This window comes from Photobacterium sp. GB-72 (assembly GCF_003026095.1).
GTDB lineage: Bacteria > Pseudomonadota > Gammaproteobacteria > Enterobacterales > Vibrionaceae > Photobacterium.
Window position 1 is genome coordinate 12601 of record NZ_PYNV01000011.1, and the last position, 17873, is coordinate 30473.

Consider the following 17873-nt stretch of genomic DNA (forward strand, 5'->3'; position numbering starts at 1 on the left):
CATTATTGCTTTACGTTTACGTTTACGTAAACGATAGTGGGTAAGTGTATTCTAGTTAATAAAGCGCTCAATACTGGAAAATATTTGCTCTTTAGTTGCAGGTTTGAAAATAAATCCATTCATACCGACTTTGCTAAGCTCTTGCTGTTGTTTTTCATCAAGTGAGGCTGAGAAACAAATAATGGGGGTATTTTTATGTGATTCATATCTTTTATTTGAACGAATTTGTTTTGTTGCTTCTAAGCCTCCCATTAAAGGCATTTCTAAATCTATCATAATAAGATCTACTTGACTTAGCTCAAGACTTTTTAGTGCATTAATACCATTCTCGGCATGAATAACATGAAAGCCACTGCGTTGCAGGAGTATTCCTGTATACATGCGTAATGACATATTATCGTCTACAAGTAGAATACTTTTTGTCTCTGTTGTAGAGCGTGGTGTACTTTTTGGATTATTAAAGTGAATAAAAAAGAATCGACAGATATGATCAGTGAAATCATTCTCAATTTTACTAGCATTGATTAGTTTGTAGTTAATTTTTTCATTTAATATTAAATTTATTGCTTTAGGTTCACGGTATAAATACAAGACTTTCGTTGTTAATAATGCGAGTTTATCTTGTAACTTAGAGAAGTAATAATCATGTTCAGTGTAACTATCCAGATTAACAATAATCATATCTACTTGATCAAGAGACATGTCAATTAATTTAAATGGGCTAATCGTGTTAAAATTGTAGCCATGAGAAAAGGAGTTTTTCTGAAGTTCAAAAACATCACTGTTGTTATCACCTATGTATAATAGGCGTTTTTTAGACATTAACTCATACTTTAGCTTATTGACTGATTTTGAATCGATTTTAGGTAAAAGTATAGTGAACTCAGTCCATTCACCTAACTTGGATTGACAGCTGATTACCCCACCAAATGCTGTGATCACTTTTTTACAAAAAGGCAAACCTAAACCTGAGCTATTTTTTTTACCATGTGTAAAGAAATCATCAAAAATAGCATCAAGATTATTCTTTGGAATACCAATACCTGTGTCTCTTATTTTTATAATATTATTGTTTTTATTAATATCGATATTAATATCAATACTGAAATTATTCTTTTCTTTGTAATAAAATGCATTTTTCATAAGATTGAAAATGACATAACGAAATAAAATATCACTACCAAAATAATTTGTGTCTTTATTGAAATTAACTGAAACTAAACTTCTATCTTGTGAAGATTGATAGCCATAGCTTTCTACAGAGCTTTTAATAATATTAACAATAGAATATTCTTGAAATGTATTTTTTGAAATAGCGTGTTCATTAATAGAGCTTAATAGTAAGTTAATTGTTTCATTACTATTATTAATAACAGTCATATTACTTCTAATGATAGATTTTAGCTCATTAGCATTATCTTTTTGGTTATCATTTTTTTGGCGAAGAATATCAAGCATGAGTTCCATGGAAGAGTAAAGAGAACTAAAAGGGTTTCTCATCTCATGGGCAATACCGGCACTAAAGCTACGAGCAAAAAGTAATTGATCTTCGTAATGAATGTGATTTCTATAATGTGAAGCAATACCTGTCACATATGAAAAACTAATAACTGCAATATAGCCCCAATGAAAATTATCACTGTTTATCGGATGGAAGCCATAAGAAAATAATACGCCTAATGATATACCAATAATGGAGATTACGCTGATAATATAAGCATCGTAAATCAATAATATTGATAGAAATAGTGCAGCCATGAAAGACATGACCCAAGGGATAGACCAATCATTCATAATCAGCATAAAGCTGAAAAAGAAAGGCAGTCCTATGGTGATTGTAGCAATGAAATGAATCGCCTTATAACGTAAAAACCAATAAGGAAGATGATCTTTTAAAATGAATGGGATAAACAAACTGCCACAAAATAACCTGAGTAAAAAGTTCTCATAAGGTTGAGGAAAAAGATAATGCCAAACAAAGAAGTATAGTGGAAAACCAATGCTACCAAGATAGCCTATAATGATTAAATTAGGCTCAAAGTAACGGTAAACATTATTAATTCTATTTTTTATACTCATTGTCTATGAACTTCTAGTTATTAGCTTGAATACTATAAACCAAAATAACTAAATAAAAAAAACAAATTGAGTTTATGCTATAGAGCTCACCTTACTAATATTTCATTTCTCTCGTTACATATCATTTCTTAACGTTTAATAATTGCTCGTAATATGTCTCGGTTATTCGACTAGTATGTATCACTTTTTAATTTATACACTCGCTGTTAATATTTTGTTACATTCGATATTGTGTTGATAATCTAGCGATTTTCTTTGTTTTGATGGTTTTTTAAACTGTGATTTTGGTTTTATTTTGATTTAATGTAAAAAATATGTCACATTTATACTTAATTGATCGTTCAATAAAAATAAATGGGAGCATTATGCCAAAGGTTGGAATGCCTGATATTCGTAAACCACAGCTTGTAAATGCCACGATGGCAGTGATTGAACGAGTTGGCTTACATGCAGCAAGTATCTCTTTGATCAGTAAAGAGGCAGGGGTGTCAACGGGTATTATCAATCACTATTTTGGTGGTAAGCATGGTTTATTAGAAGAGACCATGCGTGAAATTTTACGTCGTTTGTCAATGAGTGTTACAACATCATTAAGCCAAATCCCCCGCAATGATCATCAAGCTCGAATTAATGCCATTATCATGAGCAATTTTGATGGTTATCAAGCTGAAAATAAAGTAGCGAAAACATGGTTAGCATTTTGGTCTTACGCTATGCATGACGCACAGTTGGGTCGCCTACAGCAAGTTAATGAAAAACGTTTGCTATCACATTTAAAGATTGAACTTAAAGGGTTATTACCATCTTCTCAAGCTGAATTAGTTGCCCATGGTATCGCTTCATTAATTGATGGTATTTGGTTGCGCGGGACATTAAACCCTAGAGGTATTGATGCGAGTAATGCACGCATGATCATTAATGATTATTTAGAAAAGCAATTGTCTTTTTATTCAAAATTATAAATTCTAAGAGTTTCAAATGGATATGAAATCACTATATATCGATGGTAACTATGTTGCTGCATCTTCTGATATTCAATTTACAACGTTTAATCCAGCTAATGGTCAACCGATAGCAACCATTGGACAAGCTTCTCAAGCGGATCTTGAGTTAGCCATTAGTGCTGCTAAAAAAGGCTTTGCTACATGGTCGGCTATGACGCCAACTGAACGTAGCCGTATTTTATTACGTGCTGTTGCGTTACTGCGAGAACGCAATGATGAATTAGCGGTATTGGAAGTCACAGATACTGGTAAACCGTTACAAGAAGCGATAGCGGTTGATATAGAAACGGGTGCGGATGTTATTGAGTACTTTGCCGGGTTAGCACCTGGGCTTCAAGGTGAGCAGCAACCTTTAAGTGAAAATCAGTTCTTTTATACGCGTCGAGAACCATTGGGCATTTGTGCAGGTATTGGTGCGTGGAATTATCCGATCCAAATTGCGATGTGGAAATCAGCGCCTGCGCTTGCAGCCGGTAATGCCATGATTTTCAAGCCATCAGAAGAAACACCGCTTTCGGTTCTAAAACTTGCTGAGATTTTTACTGAAGCAGGTCTACCTGATGGCGTATTTAACGTTGTACAAGGTGATTACCGAGTAGGGCAGATGCTAACGGCACACCCTGAGATCGCTAAAGTGTCATTTACAGGTGAAACCGGCACAGGTAAAGCGGTAATGGCTGATAGTGCTCAAACCTTAAAGTCGGTCACGATGGAATTAGGTGGCAAATCGCCAATGATCATTTTTGATGACGCTAATGTCGATCATGCTGTTTCTGCGGCAATGGTGGCTAACTTCTATACCCAAGGTGAAGTATGTACACATGGCACACGTGTTTATGTTCATGAGGCTATTTATGACACCTTTATAGAGCAACTTAAGCGTCGAACTGAGTTATTAATCGTTGGTGATCCTATGAATATGGAGACTCAAATTGGCGCATTGATTTCAACATCACATTTATCAAAAGTGTTATCAGCCATTGATGCCGCTAAACAAAGTGGTGCCACCTTGCTGACTGGCGGATACCAATGTACTGATAATGGGTTAGCACAAGGTAATTTCGTTCAACCTACCGTTTTTATTGATTGTGATGAATCGATGTCTCATGTTCAAAATGAAATTTTTGGGCCTGTGATGTCGGTAATTAAGTTTAGCGATGAAACCGATGTTATCGCTCGCGCCAATAATACTCACTATGGTTTAGCTGCGGGTGTGTTTACCCAAAACTTAGCGAAAGCCCACCGTGTTATCCATCAATTACAAGCAGGGATCTGTTGGGTTAATACATGGGGGGATTCTCCTGCGCAAATGCCTGTGGGTGGTTATAAGCAATCAGGGATTGGACGCGAAAACGGAATAGAAACCTTACAACATTATACCCAAACCAAAAGTGTACTTATTGAATTGGGCGATTACCAAAGTCCTTATGCTTAACGGATGGAGTCGATTTTGATGGATCAAAATAAGCAGCAAAATAACCCCCAACACTATGACTACATTATTGTTGGCGCGGGTTCGGCAGGGTGTGTCTTAGCTGACCGTTTAAGTGAAAGCGGTGAATATGATGTGTTATTGCTAGAAGCTGGCGGTAGTGATCGCAGTATTTTTATTCAAATGCCAACGGCATTGTCTTACCCAATGAACAGTGACAAATATGCATGGCAGTTTGAAACTCAAGCAGAACAAGGCTTAGACGGGCGTAAATTACATTGTCCACGAGGCAAAGTATTAGGCGGTAGTTCATCTATCAACGGCATGGTGTATGTACGTGGGCACGCATGTGATTATGACGAATGGGAACAAGAAGGCGCAACAGGCTGGAATTACCAAGCTTGTTTACCGTATTTTCGTCGTGCTGAAACATGGATAAAAGGTGGTAACGCTTACCGCGGTAGCAAAGGTCCAGTTGGGACTTGTAATGGTAATGACATGGCACTCAATCCACTTTACCAAGCCTTTATTGATGCAGGTAAAGAAGCCGGTTATCCCGAAACTGATGATTACAATGGTTACCAACAAGAAGGGTTTGGTGCCATGCATATGACAGTTGATAAAGGTGTGCGTGCATCGACATCTAACGCTTATTTACGTCGAGCATTAAAACGCTCAAACCTGACGTTGAAAAAAGGCATTGTGGCACGCAAAGTTTTACTCGATGGCAAAAAAGCGGTAGGCGTTGAATTTGAACAGTCAGGTAAGCTATCTCAAGTATTTGCAACAAAAGAAGTGATATCTAGTGCTGGATCCATTGGTTCAGTCCAGTTATTACAATTGTCTGGCATTGGACCTGCTGCAGTATTAGAGAACGCGAAGATTAACCTTGTGCACGATCTTCCAGGGGTGGGGGCTAATTTACAAGATCACTTAGAAGTTTACTTCCAATACCACTGTAATGAAGCCATTACCTTAAACAGTAAATTAGATTTAGTCAGCAAAGGTAAAATTGGCGCGCAATGGCTACTAACTCGTACAGGTTTAGGTGCGACTAACCACTTTGAATCTTGTGCCTTTATTCGCTCACGTAAAGGGTTAAAGTGGCCAAATATTCAATATCACTTCCTACCTGCAGCGATGCGTTACGATGGCCGTGCTGCATTTGATGGTCATGGCTTCCAAGTGCATGTGGGGCCTAATAAGCCACAAAGCAGAGGGTCGGTAGAAGTTGTTTCTAATGATCCACACGCGAAACCTAAAATTGAATTTAATTACATCTCTACCGAGCAAGATAAGCAGGATTGGCGCGATTGTATTCGTTTAACCCGTGAAATTATGGCGCAATCAGCATTGGATCAATACCGTGGTGATGAAATTCAACCGGGAGCAGATGTCACATCTGATCAGGCTATTGATCAGTGGGTAAAAGAAAATGTAGAGAGCGCTTATCATCCATCTTGTACCTGTAAAATGGGCGATGATAACGATGTGATGGCGGTTTTAGATTCACAGTGTCGTGTTCGCGGTATTGAAAACTTACGTGTTGTTGATTCTTCCATATTCCCGACGATTCCGAACGGTAACCTTAATGCGCCAACAATCATGGTTGCTGAGCGAGCCGCTGATTTTATTTTACAGAGAACCCCGCTTCCTGCAGGCAATGTACCTGTATGGATTGCCCCTAATTGGGAAACGACCCAACGAAACAATTCACAATAAGTACGTGGGAGATACGTACTTAATAATGATAAATAAAAAGACAAAGGAATAATTATGTCTGTTACTAAAAAAACACTTCTTGCCTTAGCGTTAAGCTCAGTCGCTTTTAATAGCTATGCTAACCAATGTGATACGGTACGTTTTGCTGATGTAGGCTGGACGGATATTACGGCAACCACAGCGGTAACTTCTGAGCTTTTAAAAGGAATGGGTTACAACACTAAAACTGATTTATTGTCAGTGCCCGTGACGTACTCATCAATGGCGAATGGTGATATTGATGTCTTTTTAGGTAATTGGATGCCGACCATGGAAGGCGATATTGCGAAATATCGTGAAGCCAAAACGGTTGAAACAGTAAAAGCGAATTTAGAAGGTGCAAAATATACGTTAGCTGTACCTAAATATGTTTATGACGCAGGTGTTAAGAGCTTTGCCGATTTGGCAAAACATGCGGATAAATTTAAAGGCCGTATTTACGGTATTGAACCTGGTAATGATGGTAACCGTTTGATTCAATCAATGATTGATACGAATGCGTTTGGTTTAAAAGACTTTAGTTTAGTGGAATCAAGTGAAGCTGGGATGGTTTCGCAAGTTTCTCGCTCTGTACGCCGTGATCAGTGGATTGTTTATTTAGGTTGGGCACCACACCCAATGAATAGCAACGTTGAAATGGAATACCTTGCTGGTGGTGATGACTTTTTTGGACCTAACTATGGTGGTGCCAATGTCTACACCAATGTTCGCAGTAACTATTTAACCGAGTGTCCAAACGTTGGACAGCTTCTGAAAAATCTTTCATTTAGCTTAGAAATGGAAAATAGCTTAATGGAAGCGATCCTTAATCAAAAGGTTCAACCTGAAAAAGCAGCACGTCAATGGCTGAGTGAAAATCCACAGCAAGTGGAAGCATGGCTGAAAGACGTCAAAACTCGCGAAGGTAACGTTGCCGCTACAGCGGTGTTGGATTACTTAAAGCAATCTTAATCCTTTCTTAAAATACTGCGTTAATAATCACTTCTCGTTTATTAGCGCAGGTACTTCTTTGTTATTAGCTATTGTAAAACTTCATAAAAATAAGGTGGTAAGCATCGTCTTATCAAATAAAAGGCAAAAGTGTGAATTTCATTACGGATAATAAAATCCCTTTGGGTCAATGGATGGAAGCAGGTGTTGATTGGTTAACTATCAATGCAGCAGGGTTATTTGATGCCATTTCATTTTTCTTAGAAACCGTAATTCTATTTTTAGTTGATGTATTTAAGTGGATGCCGCCAGCACTGCCTATTTTAATCACCGCGGCGTTAGCATGGTATTTACACCGTAAAATTTCATTAGTGGTTTTCGTTGTTGCAGCATTATTAGTTATTTTAAATTTAGGCTACTGGCAGGAAATGCTAGAAACCTTTGTGTTGGTCTTTGCTGCCACAAGTATTTCAGTGCTTATTGGTGTCCCAATCGGGATCATGTCTGCGCATCGTCCGTGGTTGTATACCTTGATGCGTCCTATTTTAGATTTAATGCAAACGGTGCCGACGTTTGTCTATTTAATTCCAACGCTGGTTTTGTTTGGACTAGGTATTGTGCCCGGGCTTATCTCTACCATTATTTTTGCTATTGCAGCGCCAATACGACTCACGTATTTAGGTATCACGAAAGTGCCTGAAGATTTAATTGAAGCAGGTAAAGCGTTTGGTGCAAGTCGGATGAAGCTATTGTTAAAAGTCGAGTTACCCGCGGCGATGCCAAGTATCATGGCGGGTATCACCCAATGCATTATGTTGTCTTTGTCTATGGTGGTTATCGCCGCGTTAGTCGGCGCGGATGGATTAGGTAAACCCGTTGTACGTGCATTAAATACCGTGAATATTTCACAAGGATTCGAAGCGGGACTTGCGATTGTATTGGTCGCGATTATTTTAGACCGATTATGTAAAACCCCAGCACAGAAGGAGCTGTGATCATGAATGCAATAACGATTAACAATCTGGATGTGGTGTTTGGCGATAAACAGCAACAAGCCTTAGCGTTATTAGATCAAGGAAAAAGCCGTCAACAAATTATTGATGAAACAAACCAGGTGGTTGGAGTAAATAACGTTAGCCTGCAAATCAAAGAAGGCGAGATTTGCGTACTAATGGGGTTGTCTGGTTCGGGGAAATCAAGTCTATTACGCGCAGTTAATGGATTGAATGATATAAGTCGTGGCGAACTATTGATTAAAGATGGTGAACAAACCGTAGATTTAGCGAACTGCTCAAAAGCCCAGTTACAGCATCTTCGTACTCATCGCGTTTCAATGGTATTTCAAAAATTTGCCTTAATGCCATGGCTAACCGTGTTAGATAACGTTGCTTTTGGACTTGAAATGCAAAATGTCCCAAAGAAAGAACGCCATCAGCGCGCTAGAGAGCAGTTAGAAATGGTGGGGCTGGCTGAATGGGAAGATAAATACCCATCAGAGTTATCGGGCGGGATGCAGCAACGGGTGGGTCTTGCACGTGCATTTGTTATGGATACCGATATTTTACTGATGGATGAGCCTTTTTCAGCACTTGATCCGTTAATCCGTGCGCAGTTACAAGATGAATTATTAGCACTACAAAGCAAACTAAATAAAACGATTTTGTTTGTCAGTCATGATTTAGATGAAGCACTTAAAATCGGTAATAATATCGCGATTATGGAATCAGGAGAGCTGATTCAACACGGAAAACCGGAAGAAATCGTGCTCAATCCGAAAACAGAGTATGTGCGTGATTTTGTCGCACATACTAATCCGTTAAATGTCTTGAAAGGACGCTCATTAATGACGCCATTAACCGCGTTAGAGCAACGGGGAAATACTTATAAAGTGTGTGATGCTGATGAGCTTTGGATCGCCCAAAATGAGGATACGTTGTCTATCGTGAATGAAGTTAATGTTGATTGCCTTTCATGGCAAATTACAGATGCTATTCCAAGCCATATAAATGATTCCACTATAGTGATGGTCAGCCCTGATATTAGTATGCGAGATGCCATTGAGCTGAAGCGACTGAATAATAAACCATTACTCATGGTTGAAAATAATCAATTGGTTGGGGTGTTACATAACAAAGATGTTTATAACGCGCTGCTAGGTGATTTTCAGCTAGCGTCTTAATGAAAATCGGTCAACAAAGACGATATAAAACGTCATTGTTGACCGTGATTTTTTAGTTCGCTAAAGGTACGGCACGGTTGATAAACAATTTACGATCAACTTTATAATCTGTTGCATAGTGACGAAGTTTACAGTCGTTGCCTTCATCACAACCACAACTTAAACAACGGTTAGCTTCATCAATAGCGGCTTGCTGTGATAGCCCCGTTTCAACTTCATTGAAGCTCAAATGACGCTGTGCCAGTGTTAGCTCTGGCATTTTAGCGCGTAACACTTTAGCTAGGGCGTGATTTAACATCTGTTCGGTTTGCTTAGCGTTATCTCCAGTGGCAATACTTGCCATAACACGTTTTAACTTTTCAATATGTTCAGGCTGAATAAGATGACTTCTTTCAACATTGCGAGATCGGAATGACTCGGTATAGAGTTTTTCCATGGTACCACCAAAGAACTCATCAATCCCTTTTGCCGCTTTTCGCCCATCAGCAATCGCTTCAATCGCTGTTGCTGGCCCTCGACGAAAATCACCAATACCGAAGATATTTTTAACCCCAGAGTGCATCGTTGTTTCATCAACATTGATGGTGTTCCAGCGACTAAATGAAAGTTCGATATCTTCGTTAGCAATAAAGCTGGTATCGGTTTTTTGCGAGACAGCAGCGATAACGGTATCAAAGTCTTCAACAACATATTCGCCGGTTGCTTTTGGTGAGCAACGACCAGAGGCATCAGGTTCGCCCAATGCCATTTTTTCAAGTTTTATCTGACAAACATGACCATTGTCATCTGCAATATTTTCAGCAGGATTGGTTAGAAAGTGAAATTTAACACCTTCGTGCTCTGCTTCTTCAATTTCATAGGTTTCAGCTGGCATTTCATCACGCGTACGGCGATAAATAAGTGTGGTATCTGCGCCTAAACGTAATGCAGAGCGGGCGCAGTCAATTGCAGTGTTACCACCGCCAATGACCGCGACTTTTTTACCAATAGTATATTGTTTATCGAGTGTCTGATCTTTTAAGAAATCAACACCAAGATAACAGCCTGCTAAATCACTACCGGTATACTTCATCTCACTGGCTTGTGATGCACCAATCGCTAAACAAACAGCATCAAATTCTTCACTGAGCGAAGAGAGGGTAAAGTCTTCACCTAACTTTTTATTGGTTTCGATACTCATGCCGTTACGACACATAATATCGATCTCTTTATCTAGAATATCTTTAGGTAAACGATACTCAGGAATACCGTAACGTAGCCATCCACCGGCTTGTGGCATCGCCTCATACACAGTGACGTTGTAACCTTCATTGCTAAGGAAATAACCACAACTTAAACCGCCAGGTCCTGCACCCACAATGGCAATACGTTTACCTTTATCGTCTTTTTTGATTGGGGTGTAGTTATTTAGTTTTTCAAGGTCAATGTCAGCGGCGTAACGTTTCAATTGACGGATCGCGAGTGGTTCATCGACTAAGTTACGCTGGCATTTTGCTTCACAGAAAGCAGGGCAAACCCGACCAATAGAAAGCGGCATAGGCAATGTTTTCTTTATCACTTCAATGGCTTTTAAGTGTTCATTGTGAGCGATAAAGTATAAATAGGATTGGATATCAACGCTTGCAGGACAGGCAATCTGACAAGGCGGTACGCTGCAGTTGGTATTTGCGCGTTGTAAAATTCGCTCTAAGTTGCACTTTCGAATATTTGACAATAATTGCGATGAAGTAGTGACGACCATTCCATCAGTAGGTTTAACTTTGCACGCTTTCACAATCCCTTTACCTGCGATTTCAACATCACAAAGTGCGCATTCATCTGTGAATGTGTCTATGTCGCAGAGTGATGGGATCTCAATACCGCATTGTTTTGCTGCTTCTAATAAGTTTTGATCTTTGTCGACTTGATAGCTATTGCCATCAATATTAATAGTAACCATTAATTGCCTCTATTGTTATTTATTTACTGGGCAGCAAGATTGCTTGGTTATTTGCAGTTAATGATTATGTGAGAAAATTGAATATATTTTTGAAAAGATAAATAAGTAGGGTAAAAGTTATTTATCACTCAGGTGTATTGCGAAGCAACAGCATTGAGCAGCTATTGTATTCACTTTTTATAATCACTATACAAATCTTCTTAATTATATCCTATGCTTTTTACGAATAGAATATGGGTGATTAAGCGTTGTCAGGCCAATATTAGTATTTTAAAGGCCGTATTCTTCTTTTTATTTCTTTCAATCTATTTTTAATTCTCATTTGTTTTATCAAATTTTTGACGAATAAAATTAACAAATAGACTTGTACGTTGGGCAAGATGTTTACGTTTAGGATAAAGGATATATAAAGGCAAACGATTAGGTGTAAACCAATCAGGTAAGATATTAATAATATGTGTTCGTTTATCACTATCTAAGTGACTGAGCGCCATTTCATCAAGCATAGCAATACCACAGCCTTTGATCATAGCTTCGGTCATGACGGTGACTAGGCTAAAACTCATGGCAGGTTTAAGGATAATATTTGTCTTTTCTTGTGTTGTTTGATTAATAAAGCACCACTTATCGAGCGTGAATTCGCTATTTCTATAAATAATGTGGTGATGATCGCGCAAATCCAATGGATGAGTAATCGCTGGATGATCTGCTAAGTAGCTTTCATGAGCGAAGGGTTGGCACTGAAGGTGGCGGATATAATGACCGACATAGCCTTCTGGTGGCGTCTCGGTGAAATAAATGGCGACATCAAAACCTTGCTCTATTAGATCTAATGGGGTTTCAGTAAAAGCGACTTCTAATTCAATGTTTGGATGACTCAAATTGAAATCGGCAAGATGTTCACTTAATAGCATCGAGCCAAAAGAAGCAGACGCTGCGATACGAAGTTTGCCATAAACCGAATTAGTGACATCTAATCCTTCGTTTATGGCTTCTGCATGAGCAAACAGTGCTTTTACTTGCTTATAAAATTCAAGCCCATCATAGGTGAGGTTAAATTGGCGAGTTGTTCGCTGTATAAGCTGAGTATCGAGTAGTGCTTCGAGTTGGCGCAACTGTCGACTGATATGCGCGCTTGAGCAATTCAATCTTAGCGCTGCTTTTGCAATGCTTTTTTCTTCACATAACGCCAAATAGATGGGTACGTAACTTAGCCACTTTATTTCCATATGGTAATTATTAATCTCTTAATGGTCACTTCTGGTAAGAATAAAGAACAATTAGACTAACTGCAATCAATCAACAGGACGTTTAATATGCAGTTTGAAACATGGCTTGAAAGCCAAAAATTAAAAGACACGATTACTAACCCCAACATAGAAGTTGGTGATTACAGTTATTATTCTGGTTATTACCACGATAAATCTTTTGAAGATCAAGCAGTACGCTATTTGCTTGGCGATAAGCCAACCAAAGAGGTTTGGCAAAGCGGTATGTTTGGCGAAGTGGATAAGCTGATCATTGGTAAATTTTGCTCTATTGCTTCTGGCGCGACTTTTATGATGGCGGGTAATCAAGGACATCGTATCGATTGGATTTCAACCTTTCCCTTTGGTAATGATTTTGGTGAAGATGTGCCCAGTGGTTTTAAGCGAGCAGGCGATACCGTGATTGGCAATGATGTATGGATTGGCTCTGAAGCGATGATCATGCCTGGAGTAAAAATTGGTAATGGTGCTGTAATTGGATCAAGGGCGGTGATCACCAAAGATGTTGAGCCTTATAGCGTGGTTGTAGCGAATAATCATGTGGTGAAACAGCGATTCACGGCAAAGCAAATTGAGATGTTGACTGAAATGCAGTGGTGGAATTGGTCAGAGCAGCAACTGAAACAAGCGATGCAAGTTATGTGTAGCGGTGATGTCGAGCAGCTTTATGGATACTATCTTGAAAACATTAAGCGTTAGCCACTTTTATACTAAGAATTGCAATAGGGCAGCTGATACTGCCCTATAAGATGAGATAAAAGATGTTAATTACTGTACGATTTCACCGCTTTCAATAACGGTTTGACGTACTTTATCTGCAAACTGCAGCGCCTCTTTACGAATGTTATCTTCATTAACAGTCAGTACGTTTCTGTTTTCCATAATCACTTTACCGTCAACAATCGTATGCTTTACGTTCGTTGCGTAAGCAGAGTAAACCAGTGCTGAATATGGATTATAGACAGGTACCATATTTGGCGCTTTGGTATCAATAACGATCACATCTGCCAACTTACCGACTTCTAAAGAGCCAACTTTATCTTCCATATGGAGTGCACGAGCAGCACCGATCGTTGCCATTTCAATTACATTTTTAGGTGGCATGGCTGCACGATCTTTATTAACTAACTTATGTACTTTTGCAACTTGGTTAAACTCATCGATAGTACTTAGCGTATTGCCTGACATTGGACCATCAGTGCCTAAGCCGATACGTAAGCCGTCATTAAACATTTGTAATGCTGGTGATACACCTTTTGCTGATTTAATGTTTGCACTCATATTATGTGCAATACCCACATCGTACTTTTTCAAGATAGCGATATCTTCTGCGTTTGCATCAATAACGTGTGCTGCGACTAAGTTCTCGTTTAGTGCGCCAATAGACTCCATGTATTTTACAGGAGATAGGCCACCAGAACGTTTTGCAATAACCTCGCGCTCACGATCTGATTCAGCTAAGTGCATCATCACTGGAACATCGTATTTCATCGAAAGTTTGGCAATAGTTTGCAGAGTTTCTGTTGAGTTGGTGTATGGGCCATGTGGCGCAAATGCCATTGTGATACGTGGGTGATCTTTATATTCATTAATCAGTTTTTCTGCGTATTTAATGCCATCTTCCGGTGTTTTAGCACTTGCTACAGGGAATTGAATAATGGTTTCACCTAAAATCGCACGCATACCAATTTGATCTACGGTTTTAGCTACTTCGTCTTCAAAGTAATACATGTCAGCGTAAGTTGTTACGCCACCTTTCACCATTTCAACGTTACCTAATTGAGCACCGATACGTACCATTTCACGTGATACCAGCTTTTTTTCTAATGGGAAAATGTAACGGTGAAGACGATCTGGTACATCATCTGCTAATGAACGGAAAACAGTCATAGATGCATGAGTGTGGGTATTAATAAGACCTGGCATCACAATATCGCCATCAGCATCGATTGTTTTTACTGATTTATACTCATTAATGTCTGAGCCATCAGTAACAGCGACAATTTTATTATCTTTAATTGCAATTAAACCGTTATCAAAAATCGTTTTTTCACGATCCATGGTCAGTATTTGACCATTCTTGATTAATAGATCAACATTTTCGATCGCAAAAGCAGAAGCGCTTGGAAGAGATAAAGTTGCTAATGATGCAGCAAGTAATGTTTTCTTTAACATCGAGTATCACCGAAGGAAGGTATTTTTCGCAGATAATACTGAGTAATTTTTTATTGAAAATAATAATTTCAGTTATTACTTTTAATTGTGATCAAAATCGCTATGTCCGGGGTGTTTTATGCTTGTCAGCGATAATAAAAGGCATGTAATCGTTTGCTATTGGAAGGTGAGAGAATTAATTACTTTTCAGATGACAATAAAAAGTGATGTTGAAGACAGATATATTGTAGTTTAAACACTAAATTTCTATGACACAGATAATACTTGAAATAACCGATATGTAGTTTACTATACATCGAAATATTAGGAGCATCGTCATGACACGTAAATTAGCTTTCGCAACAGCAGCGTTACTCTCAACACTCTCTTTTTCATCTTTTGCTGCTGATAGCAACATTACGGTATTTGCGGCTTCGTCATTAACCAATGCGTTAAATGACATTGCAGCTAAATATCAAAAGGAGACTGGGGTTAAAACCACGCTTTCATTCGCTTCATCTTCAGCGCTAGCGCGGCAAGTTGCACTTGGTGCACCTGCAAATATTTATTTATCAGCTAACGAAAAGTGGATGGATTATGTAGAGCAGCAGGGCGCGGTCATTGATAATAGCCGTGTCGATGTTCTAAAAAACAGTTTAGTGATGGTTTCGCCTACTGATTATCCACAAAATAATATCAAGCTGACAGCAAGCTGGGATTTATCTAAAGCCTTAGACGGTACACGTTTAGCGGTGGGTAATCCGGCAAATGTTCCAGCAGGACGTTACGCTAAGCAATCGTTAGAGTATCTAAAATTATGGCAGCAAGCAGAGCCCTTATTGGCAATGGCGAATAACGTACGCTCGGCATTAGTGTTAGTTGAACGCGGCGAAGCGAAACTTGGAATTGTATATAAAACCGATGCAGAGATTTCTAAAAAAGTAAAAATCGTTGCGACTTTCCCTGCTGATTCACATAAGCCAATTACGTATCCAATGGCATTAGTCAAAGGTAATGCGACGCCTGCGGCAAAAGCGTTTTATGAATACTTACAGCATGACGAAGCCAAAGCTATTTTTAAACAATATGGTTTTGGTTTTGTTAATTAAGACAAAAAGTTAGGTAATAAATCAATCATATTATGGTTAAACGACGTTATAGATAAAACGAGGCACTGAGCACTTCGCTCCGTGCTTTTTTGTTTATTTATAGAGCAACTACGAAGTTTTATACACATCGTTACTGACTATGATGCAATGATTACTTATGCTATCGCTATTATTACGAATCTCATGCAGAAAAGAGCATGGGTTTAGATTGAAACACAGGATTGTTCGCTTTGCTCACTGATTATGAATTACAAGCGTTATTATTAAGCCTTAAAATTTCAAGTGTTGCTGTGCTATTTAGCCTTCCTTTGGGTATTGCTTGTGCTTGGTTATTGGCTCGTCGAGATTTTTGGGGTAAATCATTATTAGATGGTTTCATTCATTTACCCCTTGTTTTACCTCCTGTTGTGATTGGTTATTTATTGTTAATTTCAATGGGAAGACAAGGCGCTATAGGCAAATGGCTTTATGAGTGGTTTGGCTTTAGTTTTAGCTTTAGTTGGCGAGGGGCAGCTTTAGCGGTTGCCGTGGTCTCTTTTCCATTAATGGTGCGTTCTATTCGCCTTGCCTTAGAAGGGGTCGATAAAAAGCTCGAACAAGCTGCTCGTACACTAGGCGCATCCCCCCTACGTGTATTTGTAACCATTACGTTACCATTAACGATCCCTGGTATTTTAACAGGCACAATTTTAGCCTTTGCTCGTGCTCTAGGTGAATTTGGTGCAACGATTACCTTTGTTTCTAATATTCCTGGTCAAACTCAAACGATTCCATTGGCAATGTATTCCTTTATTGAAACTCCAGGGGCTGAAAGTGAAGCGGCCCGTTTATGCGTGGTCGCGATCGTGATTGCCTTGTCTTCATTATTTGCTTCTGAGTGGCTAACACGGCTTGCTAGAAAACGGTTGGAAGTAATGTAATGACAACTAATAAACGATTAAAAATTAAATTTAAACAACAGTTGGGTGATTTGTCGCTAGATGTTGATCTCGATGTGCCCATGAAAGGGATCACTGCGATCTTTGGTCGTTCAGGAGCAGGTAAAACGTCGTTAGTGAATGTTCTTTCGGGCTTAACAAAGCCAGATAACGGGGTTATTAAGCTTGGTGATAGAACCCTTTATAGTAGTGAAGAGCGGATATTTCTTTCGCCAGATAAACGCAAAATTGGTTATGTATTTCAAGATGCGCGTTTATTCCCTCATTACAGCGTCAAAGGTAACTTAAACTACGGTGTGAAAGTGCCTGATGAAACGCATTTTAATGATGTCGTAAAACTGCTTGGTATCGAAGCGTTATTACACCGTTATCCCTCGTCACTCTCCGGTGGCGAAAAGCAGCGGGTCGCGATTGGACGTGCGTTATTAACTAGACCTGATATGTTGCTGATGGATGAGCCATTAGCATCATTAGATATGCCGCGGAAACAAGAGCTAATGCCTTACCTTGAGCGTTTAGCTAAGAGTGTGAACACACCGATTATTTATGTAACCCATAGCCTTGATGAAATCTTACGCCTTGCCGATTCTATGGTGATGCTTAACCAAGGTAAGGTATTAATTTCGGGTCATGTGAATTCAGTGTGGAGTTCACCTGAAATGCGCCCTTGGTTACCTGTTAAAGAGCAAAGTTCATTACTCAGTGCACGGATTAATTATAATCATCCTAAATATGCATTAACGCAGGTAATGTTAAGTCATGATTCATTCTTATGGGTCAGCCGATTAGAGCAGCAGCGAGGTGAATGGGTGAGGGTACGTATTTTTTCAAATGATGTATCTATTGCTCGTGAACAACCCACTCAAACCAGTATTCGTAATATCTTAGCCGCAAGCATTGACAAAATTCATTATGCTGAAGGTGAACGTGTCGAAGTAAAATTGCGTGTTGGTGAAACGCATTTATGGGCAAATATTACTACATGGGCTGCTGATGAATTAGCGTTAAAGATTGGCGATAAAGTCTATGCGCAAATTAAAGGCGTAAGTGTGACTAAAGATGATTTAGCATAGTGATAAT

At 39.0% G+C, this 17873-nt stretch carries 14 protein-coding genes; 10 read left to right on the forward strand and 4 right to left on the reverse strand.

The genetic code is table 11. The annotated features are described in order from the left end of the window. Positions 1 to 51 precede the first annotated feature (51 nt). A complete protein-coding gene (locus tag C9J40_RS13035; RefSeq protein ID WP_107247143.1) occupies positions 52 to 2079 on the reverse strand; it encodes a hybrid sensor histidine kinase/response regulator in 2028 nt (675 codons plus the stop codon). Between the two features lie 365 nt (positions 2080 to 2444). On the opposite strand from C9J40_RS13035, the gene betI reads away from it, so the two are divergent. The 6 genes from betI (at position 2445) to choV (ending at position 9385) form a co-directional block, all read left to right on the forward strand. Continuing rightward, positions 2445 to 3041 carry a transcriptional regulator BetI gene (gene betI, locus C9J40_RS13040; RefSeq protein WP_107208501.1) on the forward strand — a complete coding sequence of 199 codons (597 nt, stop codon included), beginning with the start codon at positions 2445 to 2447 and terminating at the stop codon, positions 3039 to 3041. Positions 3042 to 3057: 16 nt separating this feature from the next. Beyond that, a complete protein-coding gene (gene betB / locus C9J40_RS13045; RefSeq protein ID WP_107247145.1) occupies positions 3058 to 4518 on the forward strand; it encodes a betaine-aldehyde dehydrogenase in 1461 nt (486 codons plus the stop codon). Between the two features lie 18 nt (positions 4519 to 4536). Further along, a complete protein-coding gene (gene betA / locus C9J40_RS13050; RefSeq protein ID WP_107247146.1) occupies positions 4537 to 6237 on the forward strand; it encodes a choline dehydrogenase in 1701 nt (566 codons plus the stop codon). A 54-nt stretch (positions 6238 to 6291) separates the two neighbouring features. Continuing rightward, positions 6292 to 7227, forward strand: coding sequence for a choline ABC transporter substrate-binding protein (locus C9J40_RS13055; RefSeq protein ID WP_107247147.1), 936 nt, complete (start codon positions 6292 to 6294; stop codon positions 7225 to 7227). A 131-nt stretch (positions 7228 to 7358) separates the two neighbouring features. Further along, positions 7359 to 8201, forward strand: a complete 843-nt coding sequence (gene choW / locus C9J40_RS13060) for a choline ABC transporter permease subunit (RefSeq protein ID WP_006645056.1) — start codon at positions 7359 to 7361, stop codon at positions 8199 to 8201. A 2-nt stretch (positions 8202 to 8203) separates the two neighbouring features. After that, positions 8204 to 9385, forward strand: a complete 1182-nt coding sequence (gene choV, locus C9J40_RS13065) for a choline ABC transporter ATP-binding protein (RefSeq protein ID WP_107247148.1) — start codon at positions 8204 to 8206, stop codon at positions 9383 to 9385. Positions 9386 to 9437: 52 nt separating this feature from the next. Here choV and C9J40_RS13070 read toward each other — a convergent pair whose 3' ends face one another. Together C9J40_RS13070 and C9J40_RS13075 are read right to left on the reverse strand one after the other, a co-directional pair. Beyond that, positions 9438 to 11324 carry an FAD-dependent oxidoreductase gene (locus tag C9J40_RS13070; protein ID WP_107247149.1) on the reverse strand — a complete coding sequence of 629 codons (1887 nt, stop codon included), beginning with the start codon at positions 11322 to 11324 and terminating at the stop codon, positions 9438 to 9440. A 311-nt stretch (positions 11325 to 11635) separates the two neighbouring features. Then, positions 11636 to 12553: a LysR family transcriptional regulator gene (locus C9J40_RS13075; RefSeq protein ID WP_107247150.1), complete on the reverse strand. Its 918-nt coding sequence runs from the start codon at positions 12551 to 12553 to the stop codon at positions 11636 to 11638. A gap of 87 nt (positions 12554 to 12640) precedes the next feature. On the opposite strand from C9J40_RS13075, the gene C9J40_RS13080 reads away from it, so the two are divergent. Further along, positions 12641 to 13291, forward strand: a complete 651-nt coding sequence (locus tag C9J40_RS13080; protein WP_107208507.1) for a CatB-related O-acetyltransferase — start codon at positions 12641 to 12643, stop codon at positions 13289 to 13291. A 69-nt stretch (positions 13292 to 13360) separates the two neighbouring features. Here the strand turns inward: C9J40_RS13080 and C9J40_RS13085 are convergent, their stop codons facing one another. Next, the gene (locus C9J40_RS13085) at positions 13361 to 14767 is read right to left on the reverse strand and encodes an amidohydrolase (protein ID WP_107247151.1); all 1407 of its coding nucleotides are present in this window, start codon (positions 14765 to 14767) and stop codon (positions 13361 to 13363) included. A 317-nt stretch (positions 14768 to 15084) separates the two neighbouring features. Between C9J40_RS13085 and modA the strand changes: the two genes are divergently transcribed. The 3 genes from modA to modC all read left to right on the forward strand — a co-directional run bounded on the left by modA (position 15085) and on the right by modC (position 17866). Beyond that, positions 15085 to 15855, forward strand: a complete 771-nt coding sequence (modA, locus tag C9J40_RS13090) for a molybdate ABC transporter substrate-binding protein (protein ID WP_107247152.1) — start codon at positions 15085 to 15087, stop codon at positions 15853 to 15855. Positions 15856 to 16085: 230 nt separating this feature from the next. Then, on the forward strand, positions 16086 to 16775 hold the full coding sequence (gene modB, locus C9J40_RS13095) for a molybdate ABC transporter permease subunit (RefSeq protein ID WP_107208510.1): 690 nt from the start codon (positions 16086 to 16088) through the stop codon (positions 16773 to 16775). Continuing rightward, positions 16775 to 17866, forward strand: coding sequence for a molybdenum ABC transporter ATP-binding protein ModC (modC, locus tag C9J40_RS13100; protein WP_107208511.1), 1092 nt, complete (start codon positions 16775 to 16777; stop codon positions 17864 to 17866). The genes modB and modC overlap by 1 nt, the downstream gene beginning before the upstream one ends. Positions 17867 to 17873: the final 7 nt, after the last annotated feature.

Coding starts and splice junctions, on each gene's coding strand:
- C9J40_RS13035 (WP_107247143.1), bottom strand. CDS start 2,079: ATGAGTATAAAAAATAGAATTAATAATGTTTACCGTTACTTTGAGCCT.
- betI (WP_107208501.1), top strand. CDS start 2,445: ATGCCAAAGGTTGGAATGCCTGATATTCGTAAACCACAGCTTGTAAAT.
- betB (WP_107247145.1), top strand. CDS start 3,058: ATGGATATGAAATCACTATATATCGATGGTAACTATGTTGCTGCATCT.
- betA (WP_107247146.1), top strand. CDS start 4,537: ATGGATCAAAATAAGCAGCAAAATAACCCCCAACACTATGACTACATT.
- C9J40_RS13055 (WP_107247147.1), top strand. CDS start 6,292: ATGTCTGTTACTAAAAAAACACTTCTTGCCTTAGCGTTAAGCTCAGTC.
- choV (WP_107247148.1), top strand. CDS start 8,204: ATGAATGCAATAACGATTAACAATCTGGATGTGGTGTTTGGCGATAAA.
- C9J40_RS13070 (WP_107247149.1), bottom strand. CDS start 11,324: ATGGTTACTATTAATATTGATGGCAATAGCTATCAAGTCGACAAAGAT.
- C9J40_RS13075 (WP_107247150.1), bottom strand. CDS start 12,553: ATGGAAATAAAGTGGCTAAGTTACGTACCCATCTATTTGGCGTTATGT.
- C9J40_RS13080 (WP_107208507.1), top strand. CDS start 12,641: ATGCAGTTTGAAACATGGCTTGAAAGCCAAAAATTAAAAGACACGATT.
- C9J40_RS13085 (WP_107247151.1), bottom strand. CDS start 14,767: ATGTTAAAGAAAACATTACTTGCTGCATCATTAGCAACTTTATCTCTT.
- modA (WP_107247152.1), top strand. CDS start 15,085: ATGACACGTAAATTAGCTTTCGCAACAGCAGCGTTACTCTCAACACTC.
- modC (WP_107208511.1), top strand. CDS start 16,775: ATGACAACTAATAAACGATTAAAAATTAAATTTAAACAACAGTTGGGT.